The 19,164-nt window shown below is 66.7% G+C and carries 15 protein-coding genes; 9 read left to right on the top strand and 6 right to left on the bottom strand.

Annotated features, from left to right (window positions below):
- The first annotated feature begins 197 nt into the window (after positions 1–197).
- Complete coding sequence (gshB, locus tag ABS769_RS13725; RefSeq protein WP_317062122.1) at positions 198–1,148, top strand: glutathione synthase; 951 nt, start codon at positions 198–200, stop codon at positions 1,146–1,148.
- Positions 1,145–2,020: an energy transducer TonB gene (locus tag ABS769_RS13720; protein WP_023904778.1), complete on the top strand. Its 876-nt coding sequence runs from the start codon at positions 1,145–1,147 to the stop codon at positions 2,018–2,020. Before gshB ends, ABS769_RS13720 begins: the two co-directional genes overlap by 4 nt.
- Before the next feature lie 560 nt (positions 2,021–2,580).
- Here the strand turns inward: ABS769_RS13720 and tsaB are convergent.
- From tsaB to mrcB, 4 genes are all read right to left on the bottom strand, one after another.
- Positions 2,581–3,303, bottom strand: a complete 723-nt coding sequence (tsaB, locus tag ABS769_RS13710) for a tRNA (adenosine(37)-N6)-threonylcarbamoyltransferase complex dimerization subunit type 1 TsaB (RefSeq protein ID WP_317062123.1) — start codon at positions 3,301–3,303, stop codon at positions 2,581–2,583.
- 28 nt (positions 3,304–3,331) lie between these two features.
- The gene (locus tag ABS769_RS13705; RefSeq protein ID WP_317062124.1) at positions 3,332–5,338 is read right to left on the bottom strand and encodes an ATP-dependent DNA helicase; all 2,007 of its coding nucleotides are present in this window, start codon (positions 5,336–5,338) and stop codon (positions 3,332–3,334) included.
- A gap of 279 nt (positions 5,339–5,617) precedes the next feature.
- Positions 5,618–6,145: a hypothetical protein gene (locus ABS769_RS13700; RefSeq protein WP_317062125.1), complete on the bottom strand. Its 528-nt coding sequence runs from the start codon at positions 6,143–6,145 to the stop codon at positions 5,618–5,620.
- A gap of 14 nt (positions 6,146–6,159) precedes the next feature.
- Positions 6,160–8,607: a penicillin-binding protein 1B gene (mrcB, locus tag ABS769_RS13695; protein ID WP_317062126.1), complete on the bottom strand. Its 2,448-nt coding sequence runs from the start codon at positions 8,605–8,607 to the stop codon at positions 6,160–6,162.
- Positions 8,608–8,702: 95 nt separating this feature from the next.
- Between mrcB and ABS769_RS13690 the strand changes: the two genes are divergently transcribed.
- Positions 8,703–10,805, top strand: coding sequence for a glycosyltransferase (locus ABS769_RS13690; protein ID WP_317062127.1), 2,103 nt, complete (start codon positions 8,703–8,705; stop codon positions 10,803–10,805).
- A gap of 149 nt (positions 10,806–10,954) precedes the next feature.
- Here the strand turns inward: ABS769_RS13690 and ABS769_RS13685 are convergent, their stop codons facing one another.
- On the bottom strand, positions 10,955–12,469 hold the full coding sequence (locus ABS769_RS13685) for a hypothetical protein (RefSeq protein WP_317062128.1): 1,515 nt from the start codon (positions 12,467–12,469) through the stop codon (positions 10,955–10,957).
- A gap of 183 nt (positions 12,470–12,652) precedes the next feature.
- Complete coding sequence (locus tag ABS769_RS13680) at positions 12,653–14,839, bottom strand: RelA/SpoT family protein (protein WP_317062129.1); 2,187 nt, start codon at positions 14,837–14,839, stop codon at positions 12,653–12,655.
- A gap of 290 nt (positions 14,840–15,129) precedes the next feature.
- Here ABS769_RS13680 and pqqA point away from each other — a divergent pair, with 290 nt between their 5' ends.
- The 6 genes from pqqA to ABS769_RS13650 all read left to right on the top strand — a co-directional run bounded on the left by pqqA (position 15,130) and on the right by ABS769_RS13650 (position 19,005).
- A complete protein-coding gene (gene pqqA / locus ABS769_RS13675; protein WP_002812057.1) occupies positions 15,130–15,210 on the top strand; it encodes a pyrroloquinoline quinone precursor peptide PqqA in 81 nt (26 codons plus the stop codon).
- 66 nt (positions 15,211–15,276) lie between these two features.
- Positions 15,277–16,176 (top strand): pyrroloquinoline quinone biosynthesis protein PqqB, encoded by a 900-nt coding sequence (gene pqqB / locus ABS769_RS13670; protein ID WP_317062130.1) that lies wholly within the window; start codon positions 15,277–15,279, stop codon positions 16,174–16,176.
- Positions 16,173–16,925 (top strand): pyrroloquinoline-quinone synthase PqqC, encoded by a 753-nt coding sequence (gene pqqC, locus ABS769_RS13665; RefSeq protein WP_317062131.1) that lies wholly within the window; start codon positions 16,173–16,175, stop codon positions 16,923–16,925. Before pqqB ends, pqqC begins: the two co-directional genes overlap by 4 nt.
- Positions 16,922–17,200 (top strand): pyrroloquinoline quinone biosynthesis peptide chaperone PqqD, encoded by a 279-nt coding sequence (gene pqqD / locus ABS769_RS13660; protein ID WP_104550425.1) that lies wholly within the window; start codon positions 16,922–16,924, stop codon positions 17,198–17,200. Before pqqC ends, pqqD begins: the two co-directional genes overlap by 4 nt.
- The gene (pqqE, locus tag ABS769_RS13655) at positions 17,197–18,321 is read left to right on the top strand and encodes a pyrroloquinoline quinone biosynthesis protein PqqE (RefSeq protein WP_317062132.1); all 1,125 of its coding nucleotides are present in this window, start codon (positions 17,197–17,199) and stop codon (positions 18,319–18,321) included. Before pqqD ends, pqqE begins: the two co-directional genes overlap by 4 nt.
- A gap of 171 nt (positions 18,322–18,492) precedes the next feature.
- Complete coding sequence (locus tag ABS769_RS13650) at positions 18,493–19,005, top strand: hypothetical protein (protein WP_317062134.1); 513 nt, start codon at positions 18,493–18,495, stop codon at positions 19,003–19,005.
- Positions 19,006–19,164 lie beyond the last annotated feature (159 nt).

Genomic DNA, 19,164 nt, shown 5'->3' with positions numbered 1-19,164 from the left:
CGTCGCTACGAAACTGCATGTATATCCCAAGACCCGCATTGACTGTCAAGGGCGCATCGCCGGGCCCCCGCCAGGCGGACGTTCCGACCGCGTCTGGGTGCGTCAGGACCGGCTAGTCGCGCACTACGACCCGCCAGGCGCGCCATCGCCCACCGCTTGAAGTTACCATCGGCAGTCTGTTCGAAAGGTTTAGTCCCATGTTGCTCGACGTCGTTGTGGTGATGGATCCCATCGCCTCCATCAAAATCGCCAAAGACACCACCTTCGCCATGTTGCTGGAAGCCCAGCGCCGTGGCCACCATTTGCAGTATGTGCGCCCCGGCGGACTCAGCCTGCGCGACGGACGCGCGGTGGCGCAGGTCGCGCCCCTGAGCGTGCGCGAAGACAAGGCCAGCTGGTTCACGCTGGGCGAATTCGCCGAGCTGGCGTTCGGTCCCGGCCAGGTGGTGCTGATGCGCAAGGACCCGCCGGTGGATGCAGAGTTCATCTACGACACTCAGGTGCTGAGCGTCGCCCAGCGCGCTGGCGCGCAGGTGGTCAACGACCCGCAGGGTCTGCGCGATTACAACGAGAAGCTGGCCGCGCTGCTGTTTCCGCAATGCTGCCCGCCGACGCTGGTCAGCCGCGATGCGGCGGCGTTGAAGGCCTTCGTGCTGGAACATGGGCAAGCCGTGCTCAAGCCGCTGGACGGCATGGGTGGGCGCTCGATCTTCCGCAGCGGCACCGGCGACCCCAACCTCAACGTGATCCTGGAGACGTTGACCGACGGCAACCGCAACCTGACCCTGGCGCAGCGCTTCATCCCCGACATCACCGCTGGCGACAAGCGCATCCTGCTGGTGGATGGCGTGCCGGTGGACTACTGCCTGGCGCGGATTCCGCAAGGCGACGAATTCCGCGGCAACCTGGCCGCCGGCGGACGTGGCGAAGGCCGGCCGCTGTCCAAGCGCGACCGCTGGATCGCCGCGCAGGTCGGCCCGGAAATGCGCCGCCGCGGCATGCGCTTCGTCGGCCTGGATGTGATCGGCGATTACCTGACCGAGGTCAACGTCACCAGCCCGACCTGCGTGCGCGAGCTGGATGCGCAGTTCGGTTTGAACATCGCCGGGCTGCTGTTCGACGCGATCGAGGCCGGCGCTGCGCAATGAGCGCGGCTGCGGCACTGCCGGCCCCCATGGACGAGCGCCGGCGGCTGACCACGACGCTGGTAATCTCGTTGTTGCTGCACGGCGTGCTGATCCTGGGCGTGGGCTTTGCGGTCAGCGAAGACGCGCCGCTGGTGCCGACGCTGGATGTGATCTTCAGCCAGACCAGCACCCCGCTGACGCCCAAGCAGGCCGATTTCCTGGCCCAGGCCAATCAGCAGGGCGGCGGCAATCACGCCACCGCGCAGCGCCCACGCGACAGCCAGCCCGGCGTGGTGCCGCAGGACCGCAGCGGGCTGGCAGCGCAGGCGCAGCGCGCCACCACGGTGCAGGCGCCCGAGCCAACGCAGACCCGCGTGGTCGCCAGTCGCCGCGGCGAGCAGACCGTGCCGACCCCGCAACCAAATCCGCAGACCGACCCACTCACCCCGGCCGACGCGCAACGCGTGCAGCGCGACGCGGAAATGGCCCGGCTCGCGGCAGAGGTGCATCTGCGCTCGGAGCAATACGCCAAGCGTCCCAATCGCAAGTTCGTCTCGGCCAGTACGCGCGAGTATGCGTACGCCAACTATCTGCGTGCGTGGGTGGACCGCGCCGAGCGCGTCGGCAATCTCAATTACCCGGATGAAGCGCGCCGGCGCCGACTCGGCGGCAAGGTGGTCATCAGCGTGGGCGTACGCCGCGACGGCAGCGTGGAAAGCAGCCGCGTGCTGATCTCCAGCGGCACCCCGGCGCTGGATGCCGCGGCGCTGCGCGTGGTGCAGCTGGCGCAGCCGTTCCCGCCGCTACCCAGCACCAAGGACGATGTGGATATCCTGCAGGTCACGCGCACGTGGTTGTTTTTGCCCGGCGGCGAGCTGCACGACGATCGCTGAGGTGTGGTGGGTTTGATCGATGATGCGACCAAATATGTCGCCATCTTTTGCCAACTGCTCGCGACGGTTTTTCAGACACCTTAAGACCGTGAGATCTTGGCTGTGTTGGGAGGAGCAGAAGCAGAGCTGCCGATCTGCCACTTGGCTGAAAGGCCCTTGCCCGCCCACCATCGCGGGACACGCCGCAAGTACATCCATGTAGGCTCTTACGCGGCATCCAGGCCGCGTAAGGTCCCGCGACGGTAGGCGGGCAAGGACCAGTCGAGATGGTCGGTATGCATGGCTTTCGACAGAGCAACCAGCAACCTGTCTGGTGCGGTGTCCTCACCGATTGCGGGACCGTGTGGCGGCATGGATGCCGCCACCGAGCCTACATGGACGTACTTGCGGCGTGTCCCGCGGGCGGTGAGGGCACCGCACGCTCGACCGACTCAGCTTTTGACTCCATCTAAATGCCGCTAAGACTCGAAATCTTGATTGCCTTGGAATGGTTGGACAGTTGTTTGCAACTTCCAGATCCGCAATCTTGCCGCCATCAATACCGGGTTCGAAAAGTGTTGTTAGCCGCTCTTGGCGCCGGCGGCCTTTGCAGCGCGTGCGGCCTGCTGCTCGACCAGGGTCAGCGCAACGTTGTCGCGCAGATAGGCCGGTTCGACCCGCTCCGGTGCCACGCCTTCGCCGCGCAACAGCGCCGGCACGGCGAGTGTGAGCAGATCGGCGGCGTGCGGGAGCGCGGCTGCATCGACGCTGGTCAGCTGCGCTGCGAATCGCTGTTGCAGCAGTGCCTCGGCAGCGGCGAATCCGGTGCCCACACCGGCAAAACGTTGAAGCGTATTCGGCAGAACCAAGGCGTCCGGTGCACAGACCACTTCCGGCGCCAGTTCCAGCAGCGTGTCGCCGCGGCGCTCGAACACGCCGGCATACACCTCGCCCATGCGCGCATCGATGCAGGCCAGTACCTGCGTCGCATCGGCGGGTGCGCGCAAGGCCAATACTTGCAGCGTGGAGACGGCCAGCACCGGTACATCAAGGCCCAGGGCGATGCCTTGCGCGATGCCGATCGCCAGCCGCACGCCGGTGAAGGCGCCAGGGCCACGGCCGACCGCAATCGCATCCAGCTGGCGGCGCGCAATGCCTGCGTCGGCCAGCAGTTGCTCGGCCCACGGCAGCGCCAGCTCGGCGTGGCGGCGCGGCGCCAGTTCGAAGCGCTCGAGCACGCGGCCATCCACATGCAGCGCGACGGAACAGGCTTCGGTGGAGGTCTCGAACGCGAGGACTTTCATGACAGGACCGCAGGCAGGAAGGGGAAGCTCACGCGTCGCCTAACGGCAACGCGAGCACGCCATTGTCGCCCACCGGCTCGGCGACGCCAAAAAACGCGCGCACATCGCCGATCTCGCGGGTGCGCGCAAACGGCGGCAACGAGTTCATGAAGGTGCGGCCGTAGCCCTTGTTCAACAGCCGCGGGTCGCACAGCACCAGCACGCCGCGATCGGTCTCGCTGCGGATCAGCCGGCCCACGCCCTGCTTCAGCGCAATCACCGCCTGCGGCAATTGCTCGTCGCGGAACGGGTTGCCGCCCTCGCGGCGGATCGCATCCAGGCGCGCTTCGAACACCGGGTCGTCGGGCGCGGCAAACGGCAATTTGTCGATCACCACCACGCTCAAGGCATCGCCGACCACATCCACGCCCTCGCGGAAGCTGGCCGACCCCAGCAGCACACCATTGCCGGAAGTGCGGAAACGCTGCAGTAACGTGGCACGTGGCGCTTCGCCTTGCACGAACAAGGGCCACGGTGCGCCACGCAACGCCTCGGCGGCTTCGCGCAGCGCGCGGTGCGAAGCGAACAACAGGAATGCGCGGCCGTTGGAGGCTTCCAGCACCGGCGTCAGCGCGGCGATCAGCGCCGTGCCGAAGCCGCGCGCCGCCGGATCGGGCAGATGCGGCGGCAGATAGCACAGCGCCTGGCGCGCCCAGTCGAAGGGACTGGGTTGCAACAAGGTCACCGGATCGCTCAAGCCCAGGCGCTGCGCGATGTGGTCAAACTCGCCGCCCACCGCCAACGTGGCCGAGGTGAACACCCACGCCGCGTGCGATTTTTCGCGGTGTTCGCGCAGCGGGCCAGAGACATCCAGCGGCGTGCGTTGGCAGCGGAAACCGCGCGGACTCAGCTCGTACCACAGCACATCGTTGTCGACGGTGTCTGGTAAATCCTGCGCAAAATCCAGCACCGGCGCGTCTTCGCCCAGCCAGCGCGACAGCCGCGCGAGTGCTTCCTGCGCGCGTGCAGAGCAGCCATCGAACCCGGGCGACGCCTCGCGCAACGGCAGCAAGGACTCGCCCAACCGTGCCAGCGACGACAGCACCGCATCGAAGCCCTCGCGCACCTGCGGCTTGGCCAGCGCGCGCCATTGCGTACCGCGTGGCGGCAGGCCTTCCATGCCTGAGCGCAGGCCGCGCAACGCTTCGTCCAAGGCGAGAATCGGTTCCTGCAAGCTTGCCTGCGCGCCGGCCACCAGCCGCGCTTCGACCATGCAATCGCGGGCCAGCTCCTGCCAGGGCCGCATGCCGAAACTTTCGCCGAAGAAATTCGCCGCCAGTTCCGGCAGCTGATGCGCCTCGTCGATGACGAAGGCCTGCGCGCCGGGCAGGATCTCGCCAAAGCCTTCCTGCTTGAGCGCCAGATCGGCCAGCAGCAGATGATGATTGACCACCACCAGGTCGGCGGCCTGCGCGCGCTGACGCGCCTGCACCACAAAACACTCGCTGTAGAACGGGCATTCGGTGCCCAGGCAGTTGTCGACCGTGGAAGTCACCAGCGGCAGCAGTGGCGAGTCGTCCGGCAGGGCTTCCATCTCGGCCATGTCGCCGAACTGGGTACGCCCGCTCCAGGCAACGATGCGATGGAACTGCGAGACCTGTTCGGGCGTAGAAAAACGCGGTTCGCCGCGCGCCTGTTGGGTGCGGTACTTGCACAGATAATTCGCGCGCCCTTTCAGCAGTGCGCTGCGCAGGCCAATGCCCAACGCGGCACGTACGCGCGGCAGATCGCGATGGAACAACTGGTCCTGCAGCGCGCGGGTGCCGGTCGAGATGATGGTCTTGAGCCCTGACAGCAGCACCGGCACCAGATAGGCGTAGGTCTTGCCGGTCCCGGTGCCGGCCTCGGCCAACAGCACATCGCGCTGCTCGAACGCCTCGGCGATGGCGCCGGTCAGGCGCAACTGCGCGGCACGCGGCGCAAACGCATCGAGCTGACGCGCAAGCGCCCCGCCCTCGCTGAGCGCCTCGATGCTGGCAGTGGCAAGTTGGGACATGGGATCGAACGGATGCGGGACACAGAAGCGCGACAGCCTAGCGCGTGCGCAGTGATGCTGCCTGGATTGCGCTTTATGGAGTGCGGACTAGCGCCATTGCGCCAGCAACAGCCACCTACCGTGCCTGCATCACCTCTGACGGCCTGCATAACGCAGCGAGCAGCATTCACATCAGCAGGGGGCAGCTTTCCAACCACCGATGCGCGGCAGTGACACTAGCTGCACCAAGCGCCGACCGCGCCCCCCTGGCGGTGAGCGCAGTCGGCCTGATTACTGCAATCAGTACCGCTTCACACCAGGCACCGTGCACCCGGCAATCTGCACCTTGGCCGAGGCGGCATTTTCTTTTTCGCCACGGGCAATCCGCGACTGCTCGATGGTGGCCCAGTGACGACGGCACAGCGGGCCGGTCTTGGAACCCAGTTCGATGGCCTGTTTGGCAAAGCGCTCGGCGGCCGGCCAATCGGCTTGCAGCACGGAAACTTCTGCACGCTCCTGCAGCACCGCCGGGTCGCCGGCGACCAGACCCAACGCCTGATCCAGCGCTGCAGCGGCGCCGGCCAGATCGCCGGCCTGGCGCTTGGCCTTGGCGGTCTCGCGCAGATCGTCCACCTGCGGGTCGCGCAGCGGCTGCACCGACAGTTCGGTGTCGTCGACGCCGGCCTCGCGTTCGATCAGCAACAGCCGCTGTGTCGGGGTCGTCGGGTCCACAGGTGTCGGCGGCGGCGGCGCGGGCGGTGCACTGACGCAGGCAGACAGCGCGGCAAGCACGCCGAAAAGGGCAAGGAGGCGGTGCAGTCGGTTCATGAGGTCACTCCAATTCAATGCGCGGGCGGGGGCGAGGCAGGCGCTTGCGCGGGTTCTTCCGGCTTTTTGTCCAGACCGAAGAAGCGGCGCCAGCCACCCCCGCCGGATTGTTCGGCAGGCGCTGCAGGATCGCCGGGCGCACCTTCGATCGACGGTGCATTGCCGGCACACGGGGCGTAGGCCGGCGTGAACCCGACCACGAACGGGAACTGGCGCGCGCCCGGGCAACCGGGGTCGGTCACGCCGGTGCCGGCCGCATCCACCCACTGCCAATCCAGGCCCTTGCCGCTGACCTTCAGCGGCGCACTCGGCAGCCGCGCGAAGATGCTCGACCACACCCGCATCGCGCCGGTGGCACCGTACAGGCCGGTCTGCTCGTTCTGATCGTTGCCCATCCAGATCACCGCCAGGTGGTCGCCGGTATAGCCGGCATACCAGCTGTCGCGGCCGTCGTTGGAGGTCCCGGTCTTGCCGGCCGGCGACAGCCGGCCCAGGCCATCGCCCAGCAGTTGCCGCGCGGTACCGCCGCTCACCACTTGCTGCAAGGCGATGCTGATCAGGTTGGCAGCCACCGAATCACCTTCCTGCGCAGGAGCCGGGGTCTTGTCGTAGCGCTTGAGCAGCTTGCCCTGCGGATCAAGCACGCCGCGCACAGCATGCAGCGGCTGGATCTCGCCACCGGCCGCCAGAAACTGATACAGCTGCGCCATGCCGTACGGACTCTGATCGGTGGCACCCAGGATCAGCGACGGATTGGTGTCGGCCTTGATGCCAGCCAGCACCTGGATCAGTTGCGCGATGCGCTCCGGGCCAACCTGCATGCCCACGCGTACCGTGGCCTGGTTGTAGGAATGCGCCAGCGCATCGATCAGCCGCACCGTGCCGTGACTGCGGTTGTCGGAATTGCCCGGCGACCAGGTCTTGCCACGGCTGAGCTGCACCGTCACCGGCGCATCGTCGACCCAGCTGGACAGCGCCCAGCGATCCGGTGAGGCCAATGCCAGCAAATACACGAACGGCTTGAGCAACGAGCCGACCTGCCGCTGTGCTTCGACGGCGCGATTGAAGCCGGGCTTGGCCACATCGCGGCTGCCGACCACCGCCAGCACATCGCCGTTATGCACGTCGGTGAGCACCAGGCCGGCCTGCAGCGGCGGGCGCTTCTTGTTGTCCAGCCGCTTGATGGTGCCGGTCACCGCGCCTTCGGCATACGCCTGCGCGGACGGCGACATGCCGGTGAGCACGCTCATGCCGGCGCCTTGCAGCACGCCTTCCGGGTAATCGTGCGCCAGCTGGCGCCGCACCAGATCCACGTAGGCCGGGAAGCGGTTGGCGGCGACCAGACCGGGTTCCTTGGGCACACCCAACGGCTCGGCCAGTGCGCGCTTGTATTCGGCCGCGTCGATCAGGTTGTTTTCGTGCAGTTTGCCCAGCACGAAATTGCGTCGATCCAGCGCCCGTTCCGGGTTGCGTCGCGGGTCGTAGTAGGACGGCCCCTTGACCAGCCCGATCAGCAAGGCAATCTGCTCGGTGGTCATCGAGTTGAGTTCGCGGCCGAACCACAGCTCCGCACCGGAGGACACGCCGTGGATCGCCTGCCCGCCGCGCTGCCCCAGATACACCTGATTGAGATAGGCCTCCAGGATGGTGCGCTTGTCGTAGCGCGCCTCCATGATCACGGCATACAGAATTTCGTTGAACTTGCGGGTAACCGTCTGTTCCTTACCGATGCCGAGCAGGCCGCTGCGTGCCAGCTGCTGGGTCAAGGTGCTGGCGCCCTGCCGCACCTGGCCGCCGGAGCGCGCCATGATCCAGGCCGCGCGCACCATGCCGCTGAGATCGATGCCGTGGTGGCTGTTGAAGTCGCGGTCTTCGACCGCCTGCAGGCCGGTGACCAGCAGCTCGGGCACTTCTTCCATGCGCACCAGGCGGCGTTCTTCCTGCTTCTGCCCGTACAGCGTGGCGATACGTGCCGGGTCCAGCCGCGCGCTTTTCAGCGCCTTGCGGTCGACGGCATCGCGCAGGCTGGCCACACGCCCACCGGAGAGGCTGACTTCCACGCGCTTCGCGGGCACGCGCCCGTCCACATCGATATAGCCGCGGCTGGCGATGGTGAAGCGGCTGCCGTCCTGCTGATAGGTACCGGCCAGTTTGGCTTGACCATCGTCACGGTACGAGGCCGCATCCAGCTCGGTCTTCAAGGTGGCCGCATCCAGCGCATCGCCGGGCACCAGCACCAACGGCCGCCCGTACACGCGGGTCGGGATCTGCCAACGCAGCTCGCCGAAACGCTGGGTGACCTGCTTGTTCAGATACACCGTGTAGGGAATCAGAAAACCAAGCGCCAGCGCGAATGCCGCAAAGGCCCAGACAATCAGCCTGCGTTGCCAGCGGGAGCCTTGCTCGTTGGTGTCGTCCTCGAAATCGTCGGGAGCGTCGTGGTCGTCGTGGCGTCGGGGCACAGGGATGCGAGAATGTAGAGTCCGGCGAGTCTAGCGCAGCGCTGTGGTGGTTGTGGTCAGCCGGACCCTTTGACTTAAGCTGGAGTTTCAACGCGATGTCGATGTCCCTGGCCGATGCACGCTATCTGTTCAATCGCGTGCTTGGGCTGATCCACCGCAGCGTGGCGAGCATGCGCACACGCGGCTGGCGCGCCACCTGGCAGCGCATTCGCGTGCACACGCAGGCGCCGCCGGTCGCGCTCGGCACGCCGCTGTGGTTGCCGGACCCCGCACCGTTTGCCGCGTTTGCGGTGCCGCATAGCGCCGCGCCGCGCGTGACGTTGGTGATTCCGGTCTACAACCACATCGCACACACGCTTGCCTGTTTGCGCGCGCTGGCCGCACATCCACCGCAGCTGGATGTGGAAATTGTGGTGGTGGACGACGGCAGCAACGATGCCACCGAAGCGCAGCTGACGCAGGTACAGGGCCTGCACTACCACCGCCGCACCAGCAATGGCGGTTTCATCGCCGCCTGCAATGACGGCATCGCGCTGGCGCGTGGCGACTACGTGGTGCTGCTCAACAACGACACCATTCCGCAGCCCGGCTGGCTGGATCGGCTGATCGACACGTTCGCGCAGCATCCCACCGCCGGCCTGGTCGGCGCGCAACTGGTGTATCCGGACGGACGCCTGCAGGAGTCCGGCGGCGTGGTGTTCGCCGATGGCAGCGCCTGGAGCTACGGCCGCTTCGAATCGGCCGACGATCCGCGCTATGCGTATGTGCGTGCGATGGACTATTGCTCGGGCGCGGCGATCGCGCTGCCACGCGCGTTGCTGCAGACGCTGGGCGGGCTGGATCGCCGTTACATGCCTGCGTACTACGAAGACACCGATCTGGCGTTTGCGGTGCGTGCGGCCGGGTATCGGGTGCTGGTGCAGCCGGCCAGTGTGGTGGTGCATGACGAAGGCACCAGCAACGGCACCGACACCCGCACCGGGGTGAAGGCGTATCAGGTCCGCAATCAAGCCGTGTTCGCCGAAAAATGGCAGCAGGCGCTTGCAATGCAGTTGCCGGTCGGCACGGTGCCTGCGCCTGCGCTGCTGCATCGCGGCCAACGCCAGGTACTGATCCTGGACGAGAGCGTGCCGCAGCCGGACCGCGATTCCGGCTCGTTGCGGCAGTTCAATCTGATCCGCCTGCTGTGCGAAGAAGGGGCGCATGTGGTGTTCGTGCCCACCCGCCGCGAACACGCCGGGCGACATACGCAGGCACTGCAGCAACTGGGTGTGGAAGTCTGGTACGCGCCGTTCCTGGAGGGCATCGGCAGCTGGCTACGCACACATGGCGCGCGCTTTGCGGTGGTGCTGCTGGTACGCCATCACGTTGCGCATGCCTGCCTGCCGTTGCTCAAACAATACGCCCCTCAGGCGCGCACCCTGTTCGACACCGTCGATCTGCATTACCTGCGCGAACGCCGCGGCGCCGAGCTGGCCGGCGATGCCAACCTGTTGCGCGCGGCAGAACGCACCCGCCTGCGCGAACTGGAGATCATGGCCGCCACCGACGTCACGCTGCTGGTCTCGGCAGCCGAACAGGCGCAGCTGCAGGCGGACGCACCGCAGATCCGCACCGCCCTGCTCTCCAATCTGCATGAAGTGGCCGGTAGCGGTCATCCCTTCGCGCAACGTCGCGACCTGGTGTTCGTGGGCGGCTTCCGGCATCCGCCCAATGTGGATGCGGTGCAATGGTTCATCAGCGCGATCTTCCCGCAGGTGCGTGCGCAGTTGCCGGACGTAATCTTCCACTGCATCGGTGCGGATATGCCGGAGGCACTGAAGCTCTTGGCCGACGAGTGCCCGGGCGTGCAATTGCACGGACATGTGCCCGATCTGGTGCCGTATATGGACACTGCGCGCATCGCGGTGGCGCCGTTGCGCTTCGGCGCCGGCGTCAAGGGCAAGATCAATCTGAGCATGGCACATGGGCAGCCAGTGGTCGGCACTACCTGCGCAGTGGAAGGCATGCATCTGCGCGATGGCGAAGATGTATGCGTAGCGGATAACGCCGAGGCCTTCGCCGCTGCGATTGTGCGCCTGTATCAGGATGCAGCGCTGTGGCAGCGCCTGGCCGACAACGGCTTGCGCAACGTGGCGCAGCATTTTTCGCTGGATGCCGCGCGTAGCACGGTGCGTACGTTGTTTATCGAGGCTTGAGTTGCCTGCCACTGGCGTGCGTGCCTTGGTACACCCGCGCTGCCAGCGTGGGCCGGGCACATAGCGGGAGTTGGGGGCCAGAGCCGCCATTCCCCGCGCGCCGCTCAGGCATCGCGCTCAAGGAAGCGCCGTCAAAAGCGGCCTCCACCTCAACGCTGCTCCGCTACCGCCTTGACCCGGCGCGTGAACTCGACCAATTCCGGCAGCCCCGGATCCAGCTGACGCGCCTCGTCCTGCGCGCGCCGCGCGAACGCCGTATCCTCCTGCCCCAGGCGCTCGCTGCCCACCGCAATCCAGCGCTGGGCCAGACGTCGGCGCGCGCCGATCAGCGCCTCGCCGTTCGGCGTCAGTGCCTGCCACGCATCCAGACAACCGCGCGCGGCACGCAGACGGTTGTTGCGCAACTCGTCCTCGAAACAGCGCTGGCTCGCCGGCGCCACGCGTGCGGCGGCCTGCAGCACGCGCGGATCGCGCGGTGCCAGCGCCTGCGCTGCTCGCACCGCGTCGTAGGCACTGGCGCCGGGCGGGGTCATCCATTGCTGCTGCGTTTCGGCATCTATCACCCGTTGCAGCAGCGCGCGCAGACGGCGCTCGCGTGCCCCACGCGACAAACCGGTTTCAGGGCTGCGTTGTGCATCGCGTGCGCGCGCAATCGCCTGTTCTGCCTGCGCGATCGATGCAGCGCCCGGCACCAGGGCGCGCGCCTCCTGCAGCGATTGCAGTGCAGCGTCGAAGTGGAAATCCGCCGCCTGCCGGCTGGCCTGCGCGGCGTATTCGCTCGCGACCTGATCGAGCCCGCGACGCGCTGCGGCGTCGTCTGGCTCGGCCGCCAGCACGGCGTTGAAATCGCGTGCGGCCGGCGCCAGGCGACCACGCCGCAACAAGTCTTCTGCACGTTGACGGCGCTGCTCCAGCACGCGGTGGTAGTGGCCTTCGGTCAGCGGTACATCGGCATGCCCGGCGTCGTAGCGCTTGGCAGCGGCCAGCAACATCGCCGCATCGCCGAGCGCGTCGCGCGCCAGTGCATGGCGGGCCTGCGCCAGCAGATCGGTCAAGGCGTCTTCGCGGCCTTCCAAGGCATCGGTGCGGTCCGGCGCCAGGGTCAGGATGCGCTGGTACAACGGCAATGCACTGTCCGGTGTGCCATCCAGGCGTCCTTGTTGCTGCGCGGCCACGGCCTGCGCGAACAAGGCATCCAACCCGGCGCGACGTGCCTGCAGCGCGCGCAAGCGCAACGTGACTGGCGCGATCTGCGCTTGCGGCACTTCCAGCGCAGTTGCCAGCGCCAGTGCGCGTTGCGCTCCGGCGGCGTCACCGGCCGCGATTGCCGCACGCGCCTGCACCACTGCGGCGGCACCGGTGCGCGCCAGTCCGGCACGGGCTTCGCTGCGGTCGCTATCCAAGGCGAGCGCAGCAGCGAACAGTTCGCGCGCGCCATTGCCATCGGCGGCACTGAGTTGGCCGCGCGACAAGGCCGCCTCGCCCCGTTGCAGCAGCTGCTGGATACGCGTATCCGGCCACAGCCAATCGGCCAGCGGCTTGCGCACTACGATCGTGGTCAACAGCAGGCATGCGCACAGCCCCAATGCCACGCGCCATAGCGCACGGCTGCGCAACGGCGCCCAGAGGCGGGGCGATCTGGCCCAGCGCGGAAGCGGGAGCATGCGGTGGCGTCCATCCTTGGCGCGACCTGACGGGGACGCGTTCACCCCGCTATGGTAGCCGGCCGCTGCGAAGACGATGTGCGCTTCGGGATTCGGGATTCGGGATTCGTCAGGCAAGCACGCCTTGCTCGCTGTGTGCCGCCTGTTTCAAATCGATTGACGCTGGCGAGGTGTGCGGCGCGCTCAGCCGAGTCGCCGCACCTCGCTCACCCCGGGCAAGGCATCCAGCTTGCCAAGCAAGCCGGACAGCTGGTCATAATCGCTGACCTTCAAACGCAAACGCAGTTGCGCGCGGCCGGTGTCACGCACGTTGTCGCTGTTGATCTCCAGCACATGCGCGTCTTCCTGCGCGATCAGGTTGGTGATGTCCTTGAGCAGCCAGCGCCGGTCGACTGCGCGCACCTGCACATCCACTTCGTAGCCGCTGCCGGCCTGGCCCCACTCCACCGGCAACACGCGCTGCGGATGCGCAGCAGCCAGACGCGACAGCGCCGCGCAATCGGTGCGGTGCACGGTGATGCCGCGGCCGCGGGTCAGATAGCCGGCGATCGGCTCGCCCGCCACCGGCTGGCAGCAGCGCGCCAGCTGCACCAGCAGATTGCCCACGCCCTGCACGGTGAACTTGGATTTGCCCAGACCCTCGCGCCGCGCGGTGGGCCGTGGCGGCGCCGGCACCGCCGGTTGCGAGGCAGCGCGCTCGGCTTCCAGCAGCGCACGGCTGACCTGGTTGGGCCCGGTATCGCCCAGCGCCACCTGGATATACAGATCGTCGATGTTTTCGGCGTGGAATTTACGCGTCGCCACACTCAGATCGGAGTGCTGCAGGCCAAGGCGCTTGAGCTCGCGATCCAGCAACTCCTTGCCCGCGTGCACGTTGCGCGCGCGGTCGAGCTTGTGGAACCAGGCGCGCACCTTGTCGCGCGAGCGCCCGCTGGCCAGGAATCCGTTGGACGCCAGCAACCAGTCGCGGCGCGGGTCGGCTTCCTTGGCGGTCATGATCTCCACGCGGTCGCCGCTGCGCAGCCGGTAGGTCAGCGGCACGATGCGATCGTTGACGCGCGCGCCGCGGCAGCGATGCCCCACCATGGTGTGCACGTGATACGCAAAATCCAGCGGCGTGGCGCCTTGCGGCAGATCGATCACCTCGCCCTTGGGCGTCAGCGCATACACGCGGTCTTCGATCAGCTCGGCATCCAGCGCGCCGGCCAGTTCGCCGTGGTCGCCCTCCTGCACCTGCTCCAGCAGCTGGCGCATCCACAGGATCTTGCGGTCGAACGCCTTCTCGGCGCCCTTGCCGCCTTCTTTATACTTCCAGTGCGCCGCAACCCCGAGTTCGGCCTGCGCGTGCATCTCGTGGGTACGGATCTGGATTTCGATCGTGCGCCCTTCCGGGCCGAGCACTGCCGTGTGCAGCGAGCGATAGTCGTTGGCCTTGGGCCGGGCGATATAGTCGTCGAACTCGCTCGGCACCGGTGCCCACAGCGAGTGCACCGCACCCAGCGCGGCGTAACAGGCGGCCACGTCGTCGACCATCACCCGCACCGCGCGGATGTCGTATAGCTGGTCGAACGACAGGCGCTTTTTCTGCATCTTCCGCCAGATGCTGTAGATGTGTTTGGGCCGCCCGCTCACTTCCGCACGCAGGCCCTGCTGGGTCAGCGACGTCGACAAGGTGCGCTTGACCGTTTCTAGATAGCGCTCGCGCGCCACGCGGGTTTCGTCCACCTCGCGGGCGATGCGGCGGTAGGTGTCCGGCTCCAGATGCCGGAACGCCAGGTCTTCCAGCTCCCACTTCACCTGCCAGATGCCCAACCGGTTGGCCAGCGGGGCGTGGATGTCGCGAGTGAGCTGGGCAAGCGCGCGGCGTTGTTCTTCGCTCAGGCGGTCGGCTACGCGCATGCGCGCCAACTGCCGCGCCAGCAGGACCGGCACCACCCGCAGGTCGTGGATGATGGACAGCAGCAGCCGCCGCAAGCCTTCGCTGTTGCGCCCAGCCTCGCGACCGGCATGCAGGGCCCAGACCTGGTCGGCCGCGTCCAGCCCATCGAGCAAACCTTCGACCACCACACGCCGTTCGGCCGGTTGCCATGGCAGGCTCGCGACCACGCCGCGCAATGCGGGCAGATCGAACAGCAATGCAGCAATCAAGGTGGCCTCATCGGCCGCCAGCAGCGCCAGCGCATCCAGCGTGTCGGCAAGCAGCGCCCACGGCACGGCATCGGCTTGCGCTGGCGGCACGTTCTGCCAGGCCTGCGCCAATGCGTCGCGCAAGGCCGGCGCGATCGACGCGACAGCAGGACGCTGCAGCACGGCATGCAGGCGGTCGAATGAGGAACTGGTCACAGCGGTGGACACGGGCGTGGGCAACAACAATGGTCTGACAGCTACGGTAACGTGCGCGTCACCTTCTCCACAACGCGCAATCGCAGCGCAGACACGGAAATCCGATGCCTTCGCGCTTATGCCCGGTTCACCCGCCAACGCCTTGATTCGCAACCGCTCTGTGCGGAATCCGATGCGGTTGCGTCCATGAAATCAGCTTCATCGGCGGCTTTTTACATGCCCTTTACAATTCAGCCAAACCGGCTGCCTATGCTCCCTTGGCGTCGTCGCTGCCCAATGCTGCGGCAACGTCATTCCAACCAACTGCGAGGTAGCCGATGAAGACCTGGAAGAAGCCTGTCGTTCGTGAAGTCAATTGTGGCGCCGAGATCAACTGCTACGTCTCCGGCGAATTCTGAGCTCACCTGCCGCCCTTCCTCCCGATGCATGACCGGCAGTCGCCGGCAGATAGGTAACAGTTCTCCATGCGCATCATCGTTCTGGGATCGGCGGCCGGCGGTGGGCACCCGCAGTGGAATTGCCACACCCCCGCGAGTCAGCGGGCATGGCAACAAGCAGACGGTGCCCAACGTCGTACCCAGGCCAGCATCGCGGTCAGTACCGATGGCCAACGCTGGGTCCTGATCAACGCCTCACCCGATTTCCGTCAACAAATTCTCGCAACGCCTGCACTTTGGCCGCAGCACGGTCTGCGCCATTCGCCGATCGAAGCAGTGCTGCTGACCAGCGGCGAGATCGACCATATCGCCGGGCTGCTGTCGATGCGAGAGAGTCAGGCGTTCTCGCTGCATGCCAGCAGTCGTGTGCTCGATCTGCTCTCGCAAAACCCCATTTTCGATGCGGTCAATCCGCAGTATGTGCAGCGTCAGCCGTTTGCGCTCGACACACCGTTGTCGCTGCTGGGCCTGCAGCTCACGCCATTCTCGGTGCCCGGCAAGGTGCCACTATTTATGGAATCGCGCAGCGGCGGCGATCTGGCCGGTTCAAACGAAGAAACCCTCGGGCTCACCATCGACGATGGCCAGCACCGCGTGCATTACATTCCCGGCTGCGCGGCGATGACCGATGCGTTGCGTGCGCGCCTGCAAGGCGCCGAACTAGTGTTCTTCGACGGCACGCTGTGGCGCGACGACGAGATGGTGCAACTGGGCATCAGCCAGAAAACCGGTCAGCGCATGGGCCACATGAGCATCGATGGCGCCGACGGCACCATCGCCGCCTTCGCCCCGCTGGATGTGGCGCGCAAGATCTTCATCCATCTCAACACCACCAATTCCGTGCTCGACACCCACTCGCCGGAGTACGCCAGCGCGCGTGCCAGCGGCTGGGAAGTCGCGCACGACGGCCTGGAGATCACCCTGTGACCGCCCTGCTCACCCCCGACCAACTGGAAGCGGACCTGCGCGCCATCGGCGCCCGCCTGTACCACGACCAGCACCCGTTCCACGCGCTGCTGCACGACGGCAAGCTCGATCGCGGCCAGGTCCAGGCCTGGGCGCTGAATCGCTTCGAGTACCAGCGCTGCATTCCCTTGAAAGACGCCGCGATTCTCGCGCGTATGGAAGACCCGGCGCTGCGGCGGATCTGGCGTCAACGCATTCTCGATCACGACGGCAACAGCCCCAGCGATGGCGGCATCGCCCGTTGGCTGCACCTGACCGATGCGCTGGGCCTGGATCGCACACTGGTTGAATCCGGCCGCGCGCTACTGCCCGGTACCCGTTTCGCCGTGCAGGCCTACCTGCAGTTCGTGCGCGAAAAAAGCCTGCTCGAAGCGATCGCCTCCTCGCTGACCGAGCTGTTCGCCCCCAACATCATCGGCCGACGCGTGGCCGGCATGCTCAAGCATTACGACTTCGTCTCGCCCGAAGCGCTGGCCTATTTCAAGCATCGCCTGACCGAGGCGCCGCGCGATTCGGATTTTGCGCTGGACTACGTCAAGCAGCACGCCGATACCGTCGAAAAACAGGCCCTGGTCAAGGCCGCGCTGCACTTCAAGTGCTCGGTGCTGTGGGCGCAGCTGGATGCATTGCACGTGGCCTACGTCAGCCCGGGCATCGTCTGGCCGGATGCGTTTGTGCCCGACCGCGACGCCGGCCGGGCCGCCGCGTGAGCAGCATCACCCGCGACAGCCAGCCGGCCCTGCGCGCAGGCGTGCGCCTGCAGCACGACCGCGCGCGTGACCAGTGGGTGCTGCTGGCGCCGGAACGCGTGGTCGAGCTGGACGAGATCGCGCTGGTGGTGGCGCAGCGCTACGACGGTGTGCGTTCGCTGGCGCAGATCGCGCAGGAACTGGCTGCCGAATTCGATGCCGACGCGGCAGACATCGAGGTCGATGTGATCGAACTCACCAACACCCTGCATCAGAAGCGTCTGCTGCGGCTATGAGCCTCGCCCCGCCGCCACTGTCGGTGCTGCTGGAGCTGACCCATCGCTGCCCGTTGGCCTGCCCGTATTGCTCCAACCCGATTGCACTGGCAGCGCTGCGCGAGGAAATGGACACCGCCGGCTGGCGCTCGCTGCTGCAGCAGGCCGCCGACATGGGCGTGCTGCAGGCGCATTTTTCCGGTGGCGAGCCGATGCTGCGCAAGGACCTGCCCGAGCTGGTGGCGCATGCGCGCGCGCTCGGGCTGTACAGCAATTTGATCACCTCCGGCGTGGCCGGCGGCGAGCCAATGCTGGACCAATTGCAGGCTGCCGGACTGGAACACGTGCAACTGAGCGTGCAGGACGTCGACCCGGCCGGTGCCGACCGCATTGCCGGCTATCGCAACAGCTTGTCGAAGAAGCGCGAGTTCGCTGCCGCCGTGCGTGCGCGTGGCCTGCCGCTGACACTCAACGCCGTGCTGCACCGTCATAACGCCGAGCGCGTGCCGGGCATGATTGCGCTGGCGCTGGAATGGCAGGCAGAGCGCATCGAAGTGGCGCACACCCAGTATTACGGTTGGGGCCTGCGCAATCGCGCCGCGTTGATGCCCAGCCGCGAGCAACTGATGGCCACGATTACGGCAGTGGAAACCGCACGCCGCGAACTCGGCGACCGTCTGGCGATCGACTTCGTCACGCCCGACTATTACGCGCGCCAGCCCAAACCCTGCATGGGCGGCTGGGGCCAGCGCTTCGTCAATATTTCCCCACGCGGCGATGTACTGCCGTGCCATGCGGCCGAGACCATCGAAGGCATGCGCTTCGACAATCTGCGCGAGCGTTCGCTGGCCGACATCTGGAATAACGGCGAGGCGTTCGTGCGCTTCCGCGGCACGGCGTGGATGCCCGAGGTGTGCCAGGGCTGCCCCAAGCGCGAGATCGACTGGGGCGGCTGCCGCTGCCAGGCCCTGGCGCTCGCCGGCGATGCCGCCACGCTGGACCCTGTGTGCGAACGCTCGCCGCGGCATGCCGAGGTGCGCGCCACCGCCGAACGCGAGGCCGCCGCGCCCGCACCTGAGTTTGTCTACCGCCGTCCCGAACGTGCTGCGCGCGCGACCGTAGCGACGGTAGACGAGGAGTAATTCACAGCAGCAGCTTGGGCATGTCTGCGCATCTGCCTGCAACCTCTCCATGCGGCGCGAAAGGGCCTGTAGCTTGTGGAGGCGAACACCACCAGCGCGCGCCGTAGGCCAAGCTGCACGATGCGCTCCAGCGTCTACACTAGCGGCCTCTTCGTCTTCCGGATCGCCCCCATGTCGCTCGCGCGCCGCATTCCCCTGCTGGTCTGCCTGACCTTCGCGTTGACCGCTCTCCCGGCCCTGGCGCAGCGCGCCGTGCAGGGCGATCTGCAGTCGCAGATGAGCGCCGAGCAGTTCAAGGCAGCCGGCCTGGACAAGCTCAATGCCAGCGAGTTGGCCGCGCTCAACGACTGGCTGCAAGGCAAGGTCGCCAAGGAAGCGGCCGTGGTGGTCGAACAAGCCAAGGAAGCCGGCCGCCAGGAAGTGATCGTCAAGAACCGCGGCTTTTTCGATTTCGGCAGCAAGGAGCCGATCGAAAGCACGATTGTTGGCGAGTTCAAGGGCTTCTCCAAGGGCCGCGTGTACACGCTGGCCAATGGTCAGGACTGGGAGCAGACCGACTCCGCCAGCTTGGCCGGCGTTCGCAAGGATGCGCCCAAGGTCAAGATCAAGCCCGGCCTGGTCGGCGTGTGGTATCTGCAGATCGAGGGCTACAACACGCCTGCCAAGGTGCGTCGGGTCAAGTAAGCGGGGCTGACTGGCGACTACGCCGCCTTGTCCAAACAGGCTTGCGGCTACAAACACAGTCCACCGACAAACAGGCGCTACCCACGCTGGGAGCGCCTGTCCTGTTTGCGCATTGAAGTCCGCACAGACACGTCCAAAACCGCCTGTTTAGCGCTTGAG

Source organism: Xanthomonas hortorum, from assembly GCF_040279205.1.
Taxonomy (GTDB): domain Bacteria; phylum Pseudomonadota; class Gammaproteobacteria; order Xanthomonadales; family Xanthomonadaceae; genus Xanthomonas; species Xanthomonas hortorum_F.
Note: the sequence above shows the minus strand (reverse complement) of the source record. Positions and strands in the feature narration are given on the sequence as shown.

What these genes read in the sequence shown, in the direction of transcription:
- pqqE (WP_317062132.1), top strand. Translation starts at nt 17,197, where the DNA reads ATGAGCCTCGCCCCGCCGCCACTGTCGGTGCTGCTGGAGCTGACCCAT.
- ABS769_RS13700 (WP_317062125.1), bottom strand. Translation starts at nt 6,145, where the DNA reads ATGAACCGACTGCACCGCCTCCTTGCCCTTTTCGGCGTGCTTGCCGCG.
- ABS769_RS13720 (WP_023904778.1), top strand. Translation starts at nt 1,145, where the DNA reads ATGAGCGCGGCTGCGGCACTGCCGGCCCCCATGGACGAGCGCCGGCGG.
- pqqB (WP_317062130.1), top strand. Translation starts at nt 15,277, where the DNA reads ATGCGCATCATCGTTCTGGGATCGGCGGCCGGCGGTGGGCACCCGCAG.
- tsaB (WP_317062123.1), bottom strand. Translation starts at nt 3,303, where the DNA reads ATGAAAGTCCTCGCGTTCGAGACCTCCACCGAAGCCTGTTCCGTCGCG.
- ABS769_RS13650 (WP_317062134.1), top strand. Translation starts at nt 18,493, where the DNA reads ATGTCGCTCGCGCGCCGCATTCCCCTGCTGGTCTGCCTGACCTTCGCG.
- ABS769_RS13705 (WP_317062124.1), bottom strand. Translation starts at nt 5,338, where the DNA reads ATGTCCCAACTTGCCACTGCCAGCATCGAGGCGCTCAGCGAGGGCGGG.
- ABS769_RS13690 (WP_317062127.1), top strand. Translation starts at nt 8,703, where the DNA reads ATGTCGATGTCCCTGGCCGATGCACGCTATCTGTTCAATCGCGTGCTT.
- gshB (WP_317062122.1), top strand. Translation starts at nt 198, where the DNA reads ATGTTGCTCGACGTCGTTGTGGTGATGGATCCCATCGCCTCCATCAAA.
- pqqA (WP_002812057.1), top strand. Translation starts at nt 15,130, where the DNA reads ATGAAGACCTGGAAGAAGCCTGTCGTTCGTGAAGTCAATTGTGGCGCC.
- ABS769_RS13685 (WP_317062128.1), bottom strand. Translation starts at nt 12,469, where the DNA reads ATGCTCCCGCTTCCGCGCTGGGCCAGATCGCCCCGCCTCTGGGCGCCG.